14 protein-coding genes and 1 riboswitch are annotated in these 16,208 nt (G+C 72.0%); of the genes, 10 read left to right on the top strand and 4 right to left on the bottom strand.

Features of this window, described 5'->3' with window-relative positions; genetic code table 11:
• The first annotated feature begins 21 nt into the window (after positions 1-21).
• The 4 genes from Q1A98_RS09810 to Q1A98_RS09795 are packed head-to-tail and all read left to right on the top strand — an operon-like array spanning position 22 to position 3,522.
• Complete coding sequence (locus Q1A98_RS09810) at positions 22-795, top strand: SDR family NAD(P)-dependent oxidoreductase (RefSeq protein ID WP_299572587.1); 774 nt, start codon at positions 22-24, stop codon at positions 793-795.
• Positions 792-2,000 carry a precorrin-6y C5,15-methyltransferase (decarboxylating) subunit CbiE gene (gene cbiE / locus Q1A98_RS09805; protein WP_299572584.1) on the top strand — a complete coding sequence of 403 codons (1,209 nt, stop codon included), beginning with the start codon at positions 792-794 and terminating at the stop codon, positions 1,998-2,000. Before Q1A98_RS09810 ends, cbiE begins: the two co-directional genes overlap by 4 nt.
• On the top strand, positions 1,997-2,755 hold the full coding sequence (cobM, locus tag Q1A98_RS09800; protein ID WP_299572582.1) for a precorrin-4 C(11)-methyltransferase: 759 nt from the start codon (positions 1,997-1,999) through the stop codon (positions 2,753-2,755). The genes cbiE and cobM overlap by 4 nt, the downstream gene beginning before the upstream one ends.
• Positions 2,752-3,522 carry a cobalt-precorrin-6A reductase gene (locus tag Q1A98_RS09795; protein WP_299572580.1) on the top strand — a complete coding sequence of 257 codons (771 nt, stop codon included), beginning with the start codon at positions 2,752-2,754 and terminating at the stop codon, positions 3,520-3,522. The genes cobM and Q1A98_RS09795 overlap by 4 nt, the downstream gene beginning before the upstream one ends.
• Here the strand turns inward: Q1A98_RS09795 and Q1A98_RS09790 are convergent.
• From Q1A98_RS09790 to cobG, 3 genes are all read right to left on the bottom strand, one after another.
• Positions 3,470-5,017 (bottom strand): precorrin-2 C(20)-methyltransferase, encoded by a 1,548-nt coding sequence (locus tag Q1A98_RS09790; protein ID WP_299572578.1) that lies wholly within the window; start codon positions 5,015-5,017, stop codon positions 3,470-3,472. The genes Q1A98_RS09795 and Q1A98_RS09790 overlap by 53 nt on opposite strands.
• Positions 5,014-5,637 carry a precorrin-8X methylmutase gene (locus Q1A98_RS09785; protein ID WP_299572845.1) on the bottom strand — a complete coding sequence of 208 codons (624 nt, stop codon included), beginning with the start codon at positions 5,635-5,637 and terminating at the stop codon, positions 5,014-5,016. The genes Q1A98_RS09790 and Q1A98_RS09785 overlap by 4 nt, the downstream gene beginning before the upstream one ends.
• Before the next feature lie 13 nt (positions 5,638-5,650).
• The gene (cobG, locus tag Q1A98_RS09780) at positions 5,651-6,820 is read right to left on the bottom strand and encodes a precorrin-3B synthase (protein ID WP_299572576.1); all 1,170 of its coding nucleotides are present in this window, start codon (positions 6,818-6,820) and stop codon (positions 5,651-5,653) included.
• Positions 6,820-6,950, top strand: a riboswitch (cobalamin riboswitch). It overlaps the preceding gene by 1 nt.
• 30 nt (positions 6,951-6,980) lie before the next feature.
• On the opposite strand from cobG, the gene cobN reads away from it, so the two are divergent.
• The 5 genes from cobN (at position 6,981) to Q1A98_RS09755 (ending at position 15,270) form a co-directional block, all read left to right on the top strand.
• The gene (gene cobN / locus Q1A98_RS09775; protein WP_299572573.1) at positions 6,981-10,583 is read left to right on the top strand and encodes a cobaltochelatase subunit CobN; all 3,603 of its coding nucleotides are present in this window, start codon (positions 6,981-6,983) and stop codon (positions 10,581-10,583) included.
• Between the two features lie 55 nt (positions 10,584-10,638).
• Positions 10,639-11,106 carry an FxsA family protein gene (locus tag Q1A98_RS09770; RefSeq protein WP_299572570.1) on the top strand — a complete coding sequence of 156 codons (468 nt, stop codon included), beginning with the start codon at positions 10,639-10,641 and terminating at the stop codon, positions 11,104-11,106.
• Between the two features lie 51 nt (positions 11,107-11,157).
• Positions 11,158-12,768, top strand: coding sequence for an amidohydrolase (locus tag Q1A98_RS09765; protein ID WP_299572568.1), 1,611 nt, complete (start codon positions 11,158-11,160; stop codon positions 12,766-12,768).
• Between the two features lie 104 nt (positions 12,769-12,872).
• The gene (lnt, locus tag Q1A98_RS09760) at positions 12,873-14,456 is read left to right on the top strand and encodes an apolipoprotein N-acyltransferase (protein ID WP_299572843.1); all 1,584 of its coding nucleotides are present in this window, start codon (positions 12,873-12,875) and stop codon (positions 14,454-14,456) included.
• Positions 14,437-15,270, top strand: coding sequence for a polyprenol monophosphomannose synthase (locus Q1A98_RS09755; protein ID WP_299572566.1), 834 nt, complete (start codon positions 14,437-14,439; stop codon positions 15,268-15,270). Before lnt ends, Q1A98_RS09755 begins: the two co-directional genes overlap by 20 nt.
• Positions 15,271-15,340: 70 nt before the next feature.
• On the opposite strand, the gene Q1A98_RS09750 is transcribed toward Q1A98_RS09755, so the two are convergent.
• A complete protein-coding gene (locus tag Q1A98_RS09750; protein WP_299572563.1) occupies positions 15,341-15,688 on the bottom strand; it encodes an RNA polymerase-binding protein RbpA in 348 nt (115 codons plus the stop codon).
• A gap of 180 nt (positions 15,689-15,868) precedes the next feature.
• On the opposite strand from Q1A98_RS09750, the gene Q1A98_RS09745 reads away from it, so the two are divergent.
• Positions 15,869-16,201: a hypothetical protein gene (locus tag Q1A98_RS09745; RefSeq protein WP_299572560.1), complete on the top strand. Its 333-nt coding sequence runs from the start codon at positions 15,869-15,871 to the stop codon at positions 16,199-16,201.
• Positions 16,202-16,208 lie beyond the last annotated feature (7 nt).

The following is a 16,208-nucleotide window of genomic DNA, read 5'->3' as shown; positions in this document are numbered from 1 at the left end:
CGCCGATGGGAGAATGCTCGGGTGCTGCGCAGACCCCCGAACACCGACGGCGTCGTGGTGCTGTTCGGCGGGCGCAGTGAGATCGGCATCGAGGTGGCGCGACGCGTCGCCGACGGTGCTGTCGTCGTGCTCGCGGCCCGCCGCCCCGACGACCTCGACGAGCAACGACGCCTGCTGACCGACGCCGGGGCGGCCGCCGTCCACGACGTCGCCTTCGACGCCGACGACACCGACTCGCATCCTGCGCTGATCGACGCGATCGTCGCCGAGCACGGCCGAATCGGCATCGCGGTGGTCGCGTTCGGGATCCTCGGTGACGCGTCTCGCGCGGAGACCGACCACGCGCACGCCCTCCAGATCGCGCACACCGACTACCTCGCGCAGATCAGCGTCCTCACGCCCCTCGCCCAGGCGATGCGCCGGCAGGCGTCCGGTGCGATCGTGGTCTTCTCCTCGGTTGCCGGAGTCCGTGTGCGCCGGGCGAACTACGTCTACGGCTCGACGAAGGCCGGCCTCGACGGCTTCGCGTCGGGGCTCTCCGATGCGCTGCACGGCAGCGGCGTCCACCTGCTCCTCGCCCGGCCGGGATTCGTCGTCGGTGCGATGACCCGCGACCTGATGGCGTCCGGCGTCGACCCCGCCCCCATGTCGAGCACTGCCGACCAGGTCGGCGAGGCGGTCGTCCGGGCGCTGCGTCGAGGACGTCGTACGGTGTGGATCCCCGGTGCGCTGCGACCGGTGTTCGCCGTCATGCGCGTTCTGCCGCAGGGGGTCTGGCGTCGGATGCCGCGATGACCCATCCCTCGGTCGTGGTGGTCGGCGTCGGCGCCGACGGCTGGTCGGGTCTGACACCGCGATCGCGCGACGAACTGTGCTCCGCGAGCCTGGTCGCCGGGTCCGCTCGACAGCTCGATCTGCTCCCCGACACCGTCACCGCCCACCGGCACTCCTGGGCGACACCGATGCTCGACGACCTCGACGCCCTGCTGGCCGGCGAGTCAGGGACGGTGCATGTCCTCGCGAGCGGAGACCCGATGTTCCACGGGGTCGGCGCCACGATCGTCCGTCGGATCGGCGCCGACCGCGTCCGTGTGCTCCCCGCCGTGTCGAGCGCGACCTTGGCCGCCGCACGGATGGGGTGGGACCTCGCCCGCGCGACGGTCCTGTCCGTCGTCACCGATCCCGTCGACTCCGTCCTGGCGGAGGCCGGCAACGGTCTACGACTGCTCGTCCTCGGCCGCGACTCCCGCACCCCGACGGAACTCGCTCACGTGCTCGCCGCGAACGGTTTCGGGGCGTCGAGGCTGACCGTGTTGGCGAACCTGGACGGCCCGGGGGAGTCACGAACCACCGGCACCGCCGACGTGTGGTCGGACATGGGTGGCGATCCACTCGCCGTGATCGCCGTCGAGTGCGTCGGGCCACCGCTGATCCGGTCGGCCGGACTGGACGACGACGCCTACGACAACGACGGCCAGCTGACCAAGGCAGGTGTGCGTGCCCTGACCATCGCCGCGCTCGCACCGGCCGCGGGGGAGACCCTGTGGGACATCGGTGGCGGTGCGGGGTCGATCGCCGTCGAATGGTGCCGCGCCGATCGTCGTTGCACCGCATGGACATTCGAGTCCGACGCCGCGCGACGGGGACGGATCGCGACGAACGCCGCGCGCCACGGGGTCACACGGTCGATCACGATCGCCGGTGCCGCGCCCGGGTCGTTTCCGTCCGCCGCCGTGCCCGACGCGATCTTCGTCGGCGGCGGCCTCACCGACCCCGGCATGGTCGACGCGTGTTGGGCGGCCCTGCGACCCGGCGGGCGTCTGGTCGCCAACGCGGTCACCGTCGAGTCCGAGCATCTCGTCGTCGGTGAACAGCGTTCGCGCGGCGGTGATCTGCGCCGGATCCACCTCGAGTCCGCATCACCGCTGGGAACGATGACCACCTGGCGGCCCGTCCTGCCGGTCACGCAGTGGATCGCGCGGAAACCGGAGGATCGATGACCGTCCACTTCATCGGTGCCGGACCCGGCGCACCCGACCTGCTCACGCTGCGGGCCGTCGAGACCCTGAAGCGATGCGGCACCTGCCTGTACGCGGGATCGCTGGTGCCGCAGGAGGTCCTCGCGCACTGTCCCGACGACGCCGTCCTCGTCGACACCGCCCGGATGCCGTTGGACGAGATCATCGGCCACATCCGCGACGCCCACGACGCCGGTCACGACGTCGCACGCCTGCACTCCGGCGACACGTCGCTCTACTCGGCGATGGCCGAACAGATCCGCGCGCTCGATGCCGTCGGCATCGACCACGTCGTCGTCCCCGGCGTCCCGGCGTTCTCCGCCGTCGCCGCGTCGCTCGGTCGCGAGCTCACCGTCCCCGGTGTCGGGCAGTCGCTGCTGATCACCCGCGTGTCGACACTCTCGACCGACATGCCACCGGGGGAGACCCTGGCCGAACTCGCCCGCACCGGGGTGACGCTGGCACTCCATCTCGCGGCGCGGCAGGTCGACGCGGTCCAGACCGACCTGATGGACACCTACGGCGCCGACTGCCCCTGTGCCGTCGTCGCGTTCGCCAGCCGCGACAACGAGACGATCGTGCGCTGCACCCTGGCCGACCTCGCCGAGCGCACCCGACAGGCCGGCGTCGTCAAGACCGCGGTGATCCTGGTCGGGCGAGTGCTCGGCGCCTCCGGCTTCCCCGACAGCTACCTGTACTCCGCCGCGCGGATGACCAAACTGTCGAAACCGTCGTGACCGGTGCCGGTCCCGTCCTGCTGCTCGGTGGGACGGGTGAGGCGCGGGCGGTCGCCGCGCTGCTCGTCGACGCCGAGATCCCGGTCGTGTCCTCTCTCGCCGGCCGCGTGTCGCAGCCGCGGCTGCCGGTCGGCGAGGTCCGTGTCGGCGGCTTCGGTGGTCCCCAGGGTCTCGCCGAGTGGGTGCACGAGCACGACAGTCCCGTCGTCGTCGACGCCACTCACCCCTTCGCACAGACGATCTCGCGTAACGCCGTACGCGCCGCGGGGCTCGCGGGCGTGCCCCTCGTCGCCGTCCGACGCCCCGCCTGGGAACCCGGACCCGCCGACCGGTGGACCGTCGTCGACGACATCGCGGCCGCAGCGGCGACGGTCGCCGAGCGCGGGGGCCGTGTCCTGCTGACCACCGGCCGCCAGGACGTCGGCGCGTTCGCCGCGGTGGACACCGCGTGGTTCCTCGTCCGGGTCGTCGACCCGCCGACCGCCGACCTCCCACCCCACCATCGGATCCTGCGCAGCCGTGGTCCCTACGACCTGGAGTCGGAACGGGCGCTGCTGCGCGACGACGCGATCGACCTCGTGGTCACCAAGAACTCCGGCGGGGAGCTGACCCGGGCGAAACTGATCGCCGCGGCGGAACGCGGTCTCGAGGTCGTGATGGTGCGTAGACCACCGACGCCCGAGGCCGACCACGAGGTCAGCGACCCCGACGAGGTCATGGGTGTGGTGCAGCAGATCCTGACGGGTCGTCGTAGCGACGCGAGGTGAACACCGCGCGGCCGGCGGTGCGTTCGACGACCGCGGTGGTCGACGACCCGACGATCAGCAGGGTGCGCATGTCGACCACACCCGGGTCCATGTCGCCCGCGGTGGTCACCGTGACCGACTCGGTGGGACCACCGACATCGCGACCGAGGACGACAACCCTGTCCGGCCCGGCGGTCTCGACGACGATGTCGCGCAACGTCGACACCTGACGGGTCCGTTCGCTCGACGCGGGGTTGTAGATCGCGATGACGAGATCGGCGTCCAATGCGGCGCGGATGCGGCGCTCCACGGTGTCCCAGGACTTCAGCCGGTCCGACAGCGAGATGACCGCGAAGTCGTGGCCGAGGGGTGCACCGACGGCCGCGGCGACCGCACTGGCCGCGGTCACACCCGGTACCACGCGCACGGGGACGTGCGACCACTCGGGATCGGCCGCCATCTCCACCACCGCCGTCGCCATGGCGAACACGCCGGGATCGCCGGACGACACGACCACCACCTGACCGCCCCGCGCCGCCAGATCCAATGCCATGCAGGCGCGTTCGGACTCGACCTTGTTGTCGCTGGAGTGCACCCGCTGACCTGGTCGGGCCGTGACACGTCGGAGGTAGGTCGCGTACCCGACCAGGTCGGTCGCGCGGGCGAGCTCCGCGGTCACCTCGGGAGTCGTCCACCGGTCGGCCCCGGGTCCCAGCCCGACGACGACCACCTCACCGACCGAGACCCGCCGCGAAGCAGTGGTGTCGGTCGCGATGGCCCCGGTGTCGACGGCGTTGAGGCGTCCGGGGACCACGACCATCGAGAAGTACGGCACCGACGACGCGTCGACGTCGCGGACCGGGATCACCCGCTGGCGCTCGGTCGAGGCCCGCTCGACATACCAGGCCCGGTCGGCGACACCGGCGATCTCGAGTGCCTCCCGCACGGTGGCGAACGTGCGGCCCAGCTTCATGATCGCGACCGCGTCGGCGTCACGGAGGCGGCGGACGAGTTCGTCCCGGGGGAGTGTTCCCGGCAGGATCGTCGTGGTCTCGTCGGCCTCGACCCACGGCAGCCCGACCGCCGCGACCGACGCGCTCGGTGACGTGACGCCGGGGATGATCTCGACGGTGAACTCGTCGACGAGTCGCTTGTGCATGTGCATGAAGCTCGAATAGAACAGCGGGTCACCCTCGGCCAGCAACGCCACCGACCGGCCGGCGCGCAGGTGCGCGGCGAGCCGTGCAGCGGCCTCGGCGTAGAACTCGTCGAGTGCGCCTCGGTATCCGCCGGGGTGATCGGTGGTCTCGGTGGTCACCGGGTACCGCAGTTCCTCCCGCAGCTGGCCGTCGCGCAGATACGGTTGTGCGACGCCGAGGGCGATCGAGTTGCCGTGTTGCGCACAGTGATAGGCGACGACATCGGCGTCGCCGATCACCCGCGCGGCCTTCACCGTGACCAGCTCGCTGTCCCCGGGTCCGAGCCCGACGCCCCACAGTGTCCCGGGCGTCGTCATTCGACCGGGCTCGCCAGGGCGTTGAGGGCGGCCGCGGTGATCGCCGACCCGCCGCGACGACCGAGGACGGTGATGAAGTCCAGATCGTTCCGGTCCGCCAGCGCCGCAGCTGATTCCGCGGCGCCGATGAACCCGACAGGGGCGCCGACCACCACTGCGGGCCGGGGGAATCCGGCGTCGATGAGTTCCAGCAGCGCGAACAGGGCGGTCGGCGCGTTGCCGATCGCGACGATCGCCCCCTCCAGCATCGGTTCCCACAGGTGGACTGCGGCGGCGGTGCGGGTGGTCTCGAGCTCGAGTGCGAGTTCGGGCGTGCGCGGGTCCCCGAGGAGGCAGACGACGTCGTTGTCGACGGGCAGTCGGCGACGGGTGACCCCGGAGGCGACCATCGTCGCGTCGCAGAGGATGGGTGCGCCGGCCTGCAGCGCGGCCCGACCGCGCGTGACGGCGTCGTCGGTGATCCGGACGTCGTCGACGAGATCGACCTGACCGCAGGCGTGGATCATGCGGACGACGACCTTCTCCGTCTCCGGATCGAGCCCGTCGAGGCGGGCCTCGCCGCGGATGGTCGCGAACGACTGCCGGTAGATCTCGGCGCCGTCGTGGATGTACTCGTACATGTCGGGCCTCACCCTAGAGGTGTCCCGGGTCGGGGTCCTCACCCGTCCGGCGGCGGGTGTAGCCCTCGGGTCCGGCTTCCACGCGCAGGTGGGGGCCGTGCGGGCTCCCGCAGCCGCGCTCGCACCCGATCCAGTGCTGACGGTCACCGAGGTCGGCCGCCTCGCCGGAAGCGAGGTGCTCGACGAGGTCGGCTCGCACGTCGGCGTGCGAGCGTGCGCAGCCCGGGGACCCGGCGCACGCGCTCACCCGCGCCCACGGCGACGCCGCGTCGTACACGAGTCCCATCGGGGCGAGGACCCGCACCACCGTCTCGGCGACGCCCTCTCCGAGGTCGCACACCAGGATCTCGCGGTCGGGCGTGATCACGATCGGGTGGTCGATCGCGGCCAGGAACTCCGCCGTGCGCGCCGGGATACGTGCGAGCTCGACGACGGCGCCGAGCAGCACCGTGCCGTCGTCCTGGTCGAACCAGCCCACGATCGGACCGTCGTGGGGGACCACCGGGATCGGGTCGGCGTCGTCGGGACGTGTCGCCGCGTCGACGATCTCGACCAGGACGGCCAGCGACTCCGCGTCGAGGTCACCGATGCGCCAGCGATCGCCCCGGACGCCGACGAACGCCCGCGCCACGTCCAGCAGAACCGCGACCGCGCCGTCGGACGCGACCAGCCGTCCGGTCCGACGTCCGCCGAGCAGCAGCTCGACGGTGTCGCCGTCGACGGCGAGCACGCCGACGTCGGGACCGTGCGCGAGCACGTCACCGTGACCGTCGTCGAACCCGAACAGGAACCGGCCGGGGAGGGCCGCGAGGTCTGGATCGTCGACGAGGGCGGCGTCGAGATCGGAGGCGAGGGGGCGCACGTCGCCGTGACCGCCGAGACGCCCCGACAGCGGAGAGACCATCGTGTTGCGCACTCGATCGTGGGCGCCCGAGGGCAGCAGGCCGGCGTCACGCAGTCCGGCGATCGCGGTGTCGTCGACCTCGGACAGACCGCGGACCTGGACGTTCGCTCGACCCGTCAGTTCGAGGAATCCGTCGCCGTGGTCGGCGGCGAAGGCCGCCAGCGCCTGCATCTCCGCCGGGGTCACCGCACCTCCGGGCAACCGGATCCGGGCGACGAGACCGTCGGCCGCGGGGTGCGGGTCGAGCACACCGGGACAGCGGTCGCTCGGTCGGGACATCACTCCAGGCTAGGGTGAGGACCATCCGATCGGGCAGTCGGGAAGCCGGTGCGAACCCGGCACGGTCGCGCCACTGTGTGACGCCGTCTCGCGGCGTCGAGTCAGACCCTCTCCCGATGACCGTCGACACCGGGCGCGAGAACCCGGTCGGGAGGCATCGTTGATCGTCCTGCTGTCCACCTCGGACACCGACCTCATCACCGCGAAGGCGTCCGGCGCCGACTATCGCGTGGCGAACCCGGCCCGCCTGCTGCCCGAGACCGACCTGCCCGGCCTGCTCGACGGCGCCGACCTCGTCGTCGTGCGCATCCTGGGCGGTCGACGGGCCTGGGAGTCCGGTCTCGACGCGGTGCTCGCACACGGGCTGCCCACCGTCGTGCTGTCGGGGGAGCAGCTGCCCGACCCCGACCTGATGTCGTTGTCGACGGTGCCCGGCGGTGTGGCCGCCGAGGCGCACAACTACCTGGCCCAGGGCGGCGTCGAGAACCTCGCCTCGCTGCACGGGTTCCTCTCGGACACGGTCCTGCTGACCGGCGCCGTCTTCGCCCCACCTACCGTCACACCGCACTGGGGTGTGCTGGAGCGACCGGCCCCGGCCGAGGAGCGGAGCGGCCCGACGGTCGCGGTGCTCTTCTACCGCGCCCAACACCTCGCCGGGAACGTCGGCTACATCCACGCCCTGTGCGACGCGATCGAGGCCCGCGGCGCCCGATCGTTGCCGATCTTCTGCGCCTCGCTGCGGACCGCCCCCGACGACCTCATCGAGACGCTGCGGCAGGCCGACGCCCTGGTGGTCACCGTCCTCGCCGCCGGCGGAGCCGTCCCCGCGACCGCCTCGGCGGGAGAGGACGACGACGCCTGGAACATCGAGCGCCTCGCGTCGCTGGACGTGCCGATCCTGCAGGGCCTGTGCCTGACGTCGTCACGCGCCACCTGGGACTCCAACGACGACGGACTGTCGCCGCTCGACGTCGCCACACAGGTCGCGGTGCCCGAGTTCGACGGTCGCATCATCACGGTCCCGTTCTCGTTCAAGGAGTTCGGCGACGATGGCCTGCCCTGGTACGCCCCCGACCACGAGCGGTGCGGGCGCGTCGCGGGCATCGCCACCTCGTACGCGCGGCTGCGGTCGACGCCGCCGGAGCAGCGGCGCATCGCGATCATGCTGTCCGCCTACCCGACGAAGCACGCCCGCATCGGCAACGCCGTCGGCCTCGACACGCCGGCCAGCGTCCTCGCGCTGCTGCGCGCCATGCGCGACGCGGGCTACGACATCGGCCCGGACTCCGGCCCCGACGCGATCCCCGGTCTCGCCGAGGACGACTCGGACGCCTTGATCCATGCGCTCATCGCCGCCGGGGGACAGGATCCCGACTGGCTCACCGACGAGGCGTTGGCCGCCAACCCGATCCGTCTTCCGGCGCAGCACTACCGGCCGTGGTTCGACGGCCTCGACGAGGGCCTGCGCGCGCCGATGGTCGAGCACTGGGGGCCCGCACCCGGCGAGCTCTACGTCGACCGGTCGGCGAACCCCGACGGCGACGTCGTCATCGCCGCGAAGACGTTCGGCAACGTCGTGCTGATGGTGCAGCCGCCACGCGGCTTCGGCGAGAACCCGGTCGCGATCTACCACGATCCCGACCTGCCGCCGTCGCACCACTACCTCGCCTGCTACCGCTGGGTCGCCGACCGCGACAACGGGTTCGGAGCCGACGCGATCGTGCACGTCGGCAAGCACGGCAACCTCGAGTGGCTGCCCGGGAAGACCCTCGGCATGTCCGCGGCGTGCGGCACCGACGCGGCCATCGGGGACCTGCCGATGATCTACCCGTTCCTCGTCAACGACCCCGGGGAGGGCACCCAGGCCAAGCGCCGTGCCCACGCGACGCTGGTCGACCACCTGATCCCGCCGATGGCGCGCGCCGAGAGCTACGGGGACATCGCCCGTCTCGAGCAGCTGCTCGACGAGCACGCGAACATCTCCACGCTCGACCCGTCGAAGCTGCCCGCGATCCGTCAGCAGATCTGGACGCTGCTGCAGGCCGCGAAGATGGACTCCGACCTCGGTCTGACCGAGCGCCCGGACGAAGAGGTCTTCGACGACATGCTGCTGCACGTCGACGGCTGGCTGTGCGAGATCAAGGACGTCCAGATCCGCGACGGTCTGCACGTGCTGGGCGCGGCACCCGCCGACGACGTCGAGGTCGATCTCGTGCTGGCGATGCTGCGCGCCCGACAGCTCTGGGGCGGCACCCGCAGCCTGCCGGGGCTGCGCGAGGCGCTGGGTCTGGCCGAGGGTGAGGCGAGCCGCGAGGACACCGATCACGTCGAGACGGTCGCCCGGGAACTGGTCGCCGCCTGCGGAAAGGTCGACTGGTCGCGCGCCGAGGTCGCGACGATCGCCGCCGACCACCCGCCCGCGGTCGCCGAGATCCTCGACTTCGCCGCGGCCGAGGTGGTCCCGCGCCTGCGCCAGACCAGCCAGGAGATCGACCGCGTCCTGCACGCCCTCGACGGCGGGTTCATCCCCGCCGGCCCGAGCGGATCACCGCTGCGCGGCCTGATCAACGTCCTGCCGACCGGCCGGAACTTCTACTCCGTCGACCCCAAGGCCGTTCCGTCGCGGCTGGCCTGGGAGACCGGCCGCGCCATGGCCGACTCGCTGCTGGAGCGCTACCTCGCCGACCACGGCGAGTACCCGCGGTCGGTGGGCCTGTCGGTGTGGGGGACCAGCGCCATGCGGACCTCCGGCGACGACATCGCCGAGGTCCTCGCGCTGATGGGGGTCATGCCGGTGTGGGACGAGGCGTCGCGGCGCGTGCGGGATCTCGAGGTGATCGGGCTCGCCGAACTCGGCCGCCCCCGCGTCGACGTCACCGTGCGCATCTCCGGGTTCTTCCGCGACGCGTTCCCGCACGTGGTGACCATGCTCGACGACGCCGTGCAGCTCGTCGCCGACCTCGACGAGTCCGACGACGACAACTTCGTCGCCGCCCACACCCGCGCGGACGTCGCCGACCACGGCGACACACGCCGGGCGACGACGCGGGTCTTCGGGTCGAAGCCGGGCACCTACGGCGCCGGGCTGCTGCAGCTCATCGACTCCAAGGAATGGCGCACCGACGAGGACATGGCGGCGGTCTACACGGCCTGGGGCGGCTACGCCTACGGGCGGGGCCTCGACGGCGTCGCGGCCGTCGACGACATGCGCTCGGCCTATCGGCGGATCGCGGTGGCGGCGAAGAACACCGACACCCGCGAACACGACATCGCCGACTCCGACGACTACTTCCAGTACCACGGGGGCATGGTCGCCACGGTCCGCGCGCTCACCGGGCGGTCGCCGGAGGCCTACATCGGGGACAGCACGCGTCCGGACACGGTGAAGACCCGGACGCTGTCCGAGGAGACGTCACGCGTCTTCCGAGCACGTGTGGTGAACCCGCGGTGGATCGCGGCGATGCAGCGTCACGGCTACAAGGGCGCGTTCGAGATGGCGGCCACCGTCGACTACCTGTTCGGCTACGACGCGACCACCGACGTCGTCGCCGACTGGATGTACGAGCAGCTCGCCGAGTCCTACGTCTTCGACGAGACCAACCGGGAGTTCCTGCAGAAGTCGAACCCGTGGGCGCTGCACGGGATCGCCGAACGGCTGCTCGAGGCGTCCGGCCGGGAGATGTGGAAGAACCCCGAGCCCGAGACGCTGGGCCGGCTGCAGCAGGTGTTCCTCGAGACCGAGGGCGACATCGAGGGCGGCTGATCCGGCACACGCCGGCTCCCGGGAGAAAATCCGGCGTCCCGGTCGTTGGAGGGTCATGAAGCTCGCAGTGTTCGTCGGATACGTCGCCGTGGAGGTCGCGGCCTTCGTCGGGTTGGTGTACGCCATCGGTTTCTGGTGGACGCTGTTGCTCACCCTCGGCGCGATCGTCCTCGGGTTCGCACTGCTGCGCCGACAGGGAGCGAGGATCTTCGCCGAGATGCGTCTCGCGCAGGCGGACCCCACGGCCGCCGCCCGGTCACTCACCGACGCGGCCCTCCTCGCCTTCGCGACCGTCCTGTTCTTCGTCCCGGGCCTGGTCACCACGGTCGTCGGCATCCTGCTGATGCTGCCGCCGGTGCGTGCTCTCGCCCGACCGGCCGTGGCGGCCGTCGGCGCGCGACGGATGACACGCGTCGTCGACCGGTTCGGCCCGATGACAGGGCGCGGCGTCACCGTGATCGACGGTGAGGTGGTCGACCCGTACCGCCCGAGCACCGGCACCGATCCGTACCGCCTGCGCTGACACGTCGTGCCCCGTCGGCCTTCCGGGGCAGGCAGGGCAGACTGGTCCCTCGTGGGAACGCAACTGTTCGTCGGGGGGCACGTCTACACACCGTCGTCGCCGGACGCCACGGCCATCGCGATCACCGACGGCGTCGTGTCCTGGGTCGGAACCGACGACGTCGGGCGGGCGCTGCACGACGGCGTCGAGACCGAGGACCTGCAGGGCGCCTTCGTCGCCCCGGCCTTCGTCGACTCGCACGTGCACCTGACCTCGACAGGCCTGGCGCTCGAGGGGCTCGACCTCGACGACGCCCGCGACCGGCACGAGTGCCTCGACCGGTTGCGCCGCCACGTCGCGGACACGCCCCCGGGCGACCTCGTGTGGGGTCTCGGGTGGGACTCGTCCCGCTGGGCCGACGACACCCCGCCCTCGACCGACGAGATCGACGCCGTCGTCGGTGACCGGCCCGTCTACCTGGCCCGCATCGACGAGCACTCGGCCGTCGCCTCGTCGGCCCTACGGCTCATCGCCGGCGGCCTCTCCGACGCACAGGGTTTTCACCCGCAGGTGCCGCTGACCGCCGAAGCCCACCACCTCGTCCGTGCCGCGGCACGGGAACTGCTGAGCCCGATCCAGCGCGAACGCGCGCAGCGCCGCGCCCTCGACGACGCACTGGCGCACGGCGTCGTCGCGGTGCACGAGAACGCCGGCCCGGACATCAGCGGCCTCAACGACCTGGCCGCGCTGGCCGCCCTCGACCATCCGGTCGAGGTGCGTCGCTACTGGGGACAGGCCGTGGCCGACGCCGACGACGCCCGCGCACTGCTGCACGCCACCGGCGCCCACGGGCTGGCGGGCGACCTGTTCATCGACGGCGCGATCGGTTCCCACACCGCGTGGCTGTGCGAGCCCTACACCGACGCCCCCGGGCGCAGCGGTGTCTCCTACCTCGACGGCGAGACGGTCCTCGCCCACCTGCGGGCGTGCACCGAGGCCGGGATCCAGGCGGGATTCCACCTCATCGGTGACGCCGCGACCCGATGTCTCGTGGATGCCGTGTCCGCGCTCGTCGACGAGGTCGGCACCGTGGCGGTGGCCCGCTGCGCGCACCGCGTCGAGCACGCCGAGATGGTGGACACCCATGCCGCGGAGACCCTGGCGCGATCGGGCTTCACCGCGAGCATGCAGCCCCTGTTCGACGCCATCTGGGGTGGCCCGGGAGACCTGTACGAACAGCGTCTCGGCGTGCCCCGCGGGACACAGCTCAACGATTTCGCGTCCCTCGCCCGGGCCGGGGTGACCCTGGCCTTCAGCTCCGACTCACCGGTCACCGGCATCGACCCGTGGTCGCAGATCCGCGCGGCCGTGCACCACCACAACCCGGTCAGCGCGGTGTCGCCGCGCGCCGCGTTCGCCGCCTGCACCCGTGGGGGCTGGCGCGCGGCGGGGGAGCGCGACCCGATGCTCGGCACCCTCGTGCCCGGCGCGCCGGCGGACCTCGCGTTCTGGGAGGCGGGCGAGCTCGTCACGGCCGGGTCGTCGGAGTCGGTACAGCGATGGTCGACCGATCCGCGCTCGCGGACACCGGCCCTGCCCGACGTGACCCCCGGCGTCGACCTGCCGACCTGCCGACGCGTGCTGCGCGGTGGTGCGGAGATCTACCGACGGCCGGGGTCGTGACCGCGACGACCACGCGCGCTCCGGAGCCGGCTCCGGCACGGTCGCGGCGACCCGCGGCCGGACTCCTCCTCCGCGTCGGGGCATCGGCGGCCGGCGGGTTCGCCATGTGGGGCGCCTTCCCTCCGCGCAACCTGTGGTGGCTCGCCGTCCTCGGCCTCGCTCTCCTCTACGCGGCGCTGGCGGTGGGTCGCCCCCGCGCCCGCGTGGGCGCGCTCTGCGGCCTCGTGTTCGGGCTCTGCTTCTGGCTTCCCCTGCTGCCGTGGATCGGCGTGTACGTGGGGCCGCTGCCGTGGATCGCGCTCGCGGTCGCGTTGTCCCTGTACGGGGCGGCGTTCGGTGCGATCGCGGCCGTGACCATGCGCCTGCCCGCCGCACCCGTCTGGTTCGCGGTGTGCTGGATCGCCGTCGAGTGGGCCCGCTCCTCGTTCCCGTTCGGTGGGTTCCCCTGGGGTGCCACCGCGTTCGGTCAGGTGGGCAGTCCGCTGCTGCCCGTCGCGGCGCTCGGTGGCGTGCCGCTGCTCGGACTCGCGGTCGCGCTCACCGCCGCGGGAGCGGCCGAGATCGTGCGTCTCGCCGCCCGTGGCGCAGGCTCGTGGTCGGCGCGGATGCGTCCGGTCGCCGTCGCCGCGATCTGTCTCCTCGCCGGTCCGGTCGTCGCCGCCGTGATGTGGCCGTCGGTGCACGATGCGGACCGCCCCGGCCCGGCATCGTCGCGGATCACCGTCGCCGCCGTGCAGGGAAACGTCCCCCGCCTCGGCCTCGACTTCGCGTCCCAACGCCGCGCCGTCCTCGACAACCACGTCCGCGAGACCCTGCGACTGGCCGACGCGATCCGCGCCGGCCGCGTCGCTCGGCCCGACGTCGTCCTGTGGCCGGAGAACGCGTCCGACATCGACCCCCTGGAGAACGACGACGCGGCCACCGAGATCACCGCGGCGTCGCAGGCGGTGGCGGCGCCGATCCTCGTCGGGACCCTCATCCTCAACGCCGACGGGCGGCCGACGAACACCGTGCTCGTCTGGGACGGTGACCGGGGACCGGTCGGACGCTATGACAAGCACATCGTGCAACCGTTCGGCGAATACCTGCCGTGGCGGTCCTTCTTCCGCCACTTCTCGTCCTACGCCGACCAGGCGGGCAACTTCCGTCCCGGCACCGGGCCCTCGGTGCTCCAGGTGCCGGTCGACGGGCGGGAGCAGCCGGTGCCGATCGGCGTGTCGACATGCTGGGAGATCGCGTTCGACCGCTCGCCGCGCACCGCGGTCGACGAGGGAGCGCAGCTCCTCTACGTGCCCACGAACAACGCGACCTTCGGCCGCACCCAGATGACCTACCAGCAGTTGGCGATGTCGCAGGTCCGCGCGGTCGAGACCGGCCGCAGCGTGGTGGTGGCCGCGACCACCGGTGTCAGCGCCGTCGTCGCCCCCGACGGCCATCTGCAGCAGCGGTCGGGGTTCTTCACCCCGGCGGTGCTCACGGCCGATCTCACGCTCCGGACCGACACCACACCGGCCGTCCGGTTGGGGGTCGGACCACAGGCGGTGATCGTCGTGATCGCGGTCGCAGGGTTTTTGGTCGCGCTCGCCCGTCGTACTAGGTTGAGGAAACGTTTGCGCAGGGACCCCCGCGCCGACGGTGACAGCCCTGACCTCACCGCCGAGGAGATCGATGACACCCCGCACCCCTGACGCGTCGGAGTCGGTCGACCCGACCGCATCGGCCGGGGCGTCCGCGACGGTCGGGCCCGACGGATCCGGCGCGCTGGTCATCATCCCGACCTACAACGAGCGCGAGAACCTGCCGCTCATCGTCGACCGGCTCCACGGCGCGCTCGCCGGAGCGCACGTCCTCGTCGTCGACGACGGCAGCCCCGACGGCACCGGCGACCTCGCCGACTCCCTGGCCGCCCGGGACGCCGACGGGCGTCCCGGCTCGCGCATCCACGTCCTGCATCGCGCCGAGAAGAGCGGGCTCGGGGGCGCCTACATCGCCGGTTTCGCATGGGGTCTCGAGCGCGACTACAGGGTTCTCGTCGAGATGGACGCCGACGGCAGCCACGCCCCGGAGCAGCTGCACCGTCTGCTCGGGAAGATCAACGACGGCAGCGATCTGGTCATCGGGTCTCGATACGTGCCCGGCGGGTCACTGGTGAACTGGCCCCGGCGTCGCAAGTGGCTGTCGCAGGGCGCCAACACCTACTCGCGGCTCGCGCTCGGGGTGGAGGTGCGCGACATCACCGCCGGATATCGCGCGTACCGCCGCGAGGTCCTGCAGAAGATCGACCTCGACTCGGTCGACTCGCACGGCTACTGCTTCCAGATCGACCTCGCGTGGCGTGCCATCCAGGCGGGCTTCCGTGTCGCGGAGGTGCCGATCACCTTCACCGAGCGTCAGATCGGCGAGTCGAAGATGAGCGGCGACGTGATCGGTGAGGCCTTCCTGAAGGTCCTCGAGTGGGGCATGGCGCACCGCGTGGAGAAGTTCCGCCGCCGGTCACGCTGACCGCCCCACCCCCTGTACACACACAACGGGCCCCGGCACATGCCGGGGCCCGTCGTGTGTCGTGCTGTGGTCAGCCGGCGGAGACGCCGCGTCGACGCTGCTTGAGGAGTTCGAGCCGCTCGTTGAGCAGTTCCTCCAGCTCGGCTTCGCTGCGCCGCTCGAGGAGCATGTCCCAGTGGGTGCGCGGGGGCTTCACCTTCTTCTCCTCGGGCTCGGCGCCCTCGAGGATGGTGCCCTCCATGCCGTTCTTGCACGGCCACGTCGAGGGGATCTCGGCGTCGTCCGCGAACGGGACGTCGAAGATCTCCCCGTTGTCGGTGCGGTACTGCACGATGCGCCGGGGCGCGAGGTCGTGGTCGCGGTCGGTCTCGTAACTCACGGCGCCGAGTCGGCTGCCGCGGAGAACTCGATCTGCCATGGTCGATTCCTTCCTGCGAGGTGCTCGTGATGGTGTCCGACAGGTGGGGCGCTCGGCGCCCTCCACCCGACTCACCGGGAGTCGTCTGGTCGGACACGGCTGTCACAGAGCAGAACAGGGACATACTACGCGTCCCGGGGCTCGCGTCCCACCCGACCGGCGCGGCGTATCGTGCGCCGCGTGGAGACGACCCGACGCCGACCGCAGGCCTGCGGCTGGTGTGGACAACCCGTCCCGGACTCCGGTGTCGGACGTCGCCGCCGCTACTGCAAGCAGTCCTGTCGGCAGCGCGCCTACGAGCAGCGGTCGGTCACGCAGGGCACCTCCGTCCCCGACGACGCGGTGATCCTCAGCCGCGGCGAGGTGGACGCGCTCGTCGACCGGCTGTTCACCCTGCGGTGTGCGGCGGAGGACGTCGCGACCGCGGTCGCCGAGTCGGCACCGCACGACGAGCTGGCCGACCTGTGCCGGGAGCTGCTCGACCGCGCCGCCGAGGCCGAACGGCTGCGTTGATCGGTGC

It is taken from the genome of uncultured Williamsia sp., from assembly GCF_947494875.1.
In the GTDB taxonomy this organism is placed as follows: Bacteria; Actinomycetota; Actinomycetes; order Mycobacteriales; family Mycobacteriaceae; genus Williamsia_A.
This window is presented reverse-complemented; position numbering and strand designations above follow the sequence as displayed.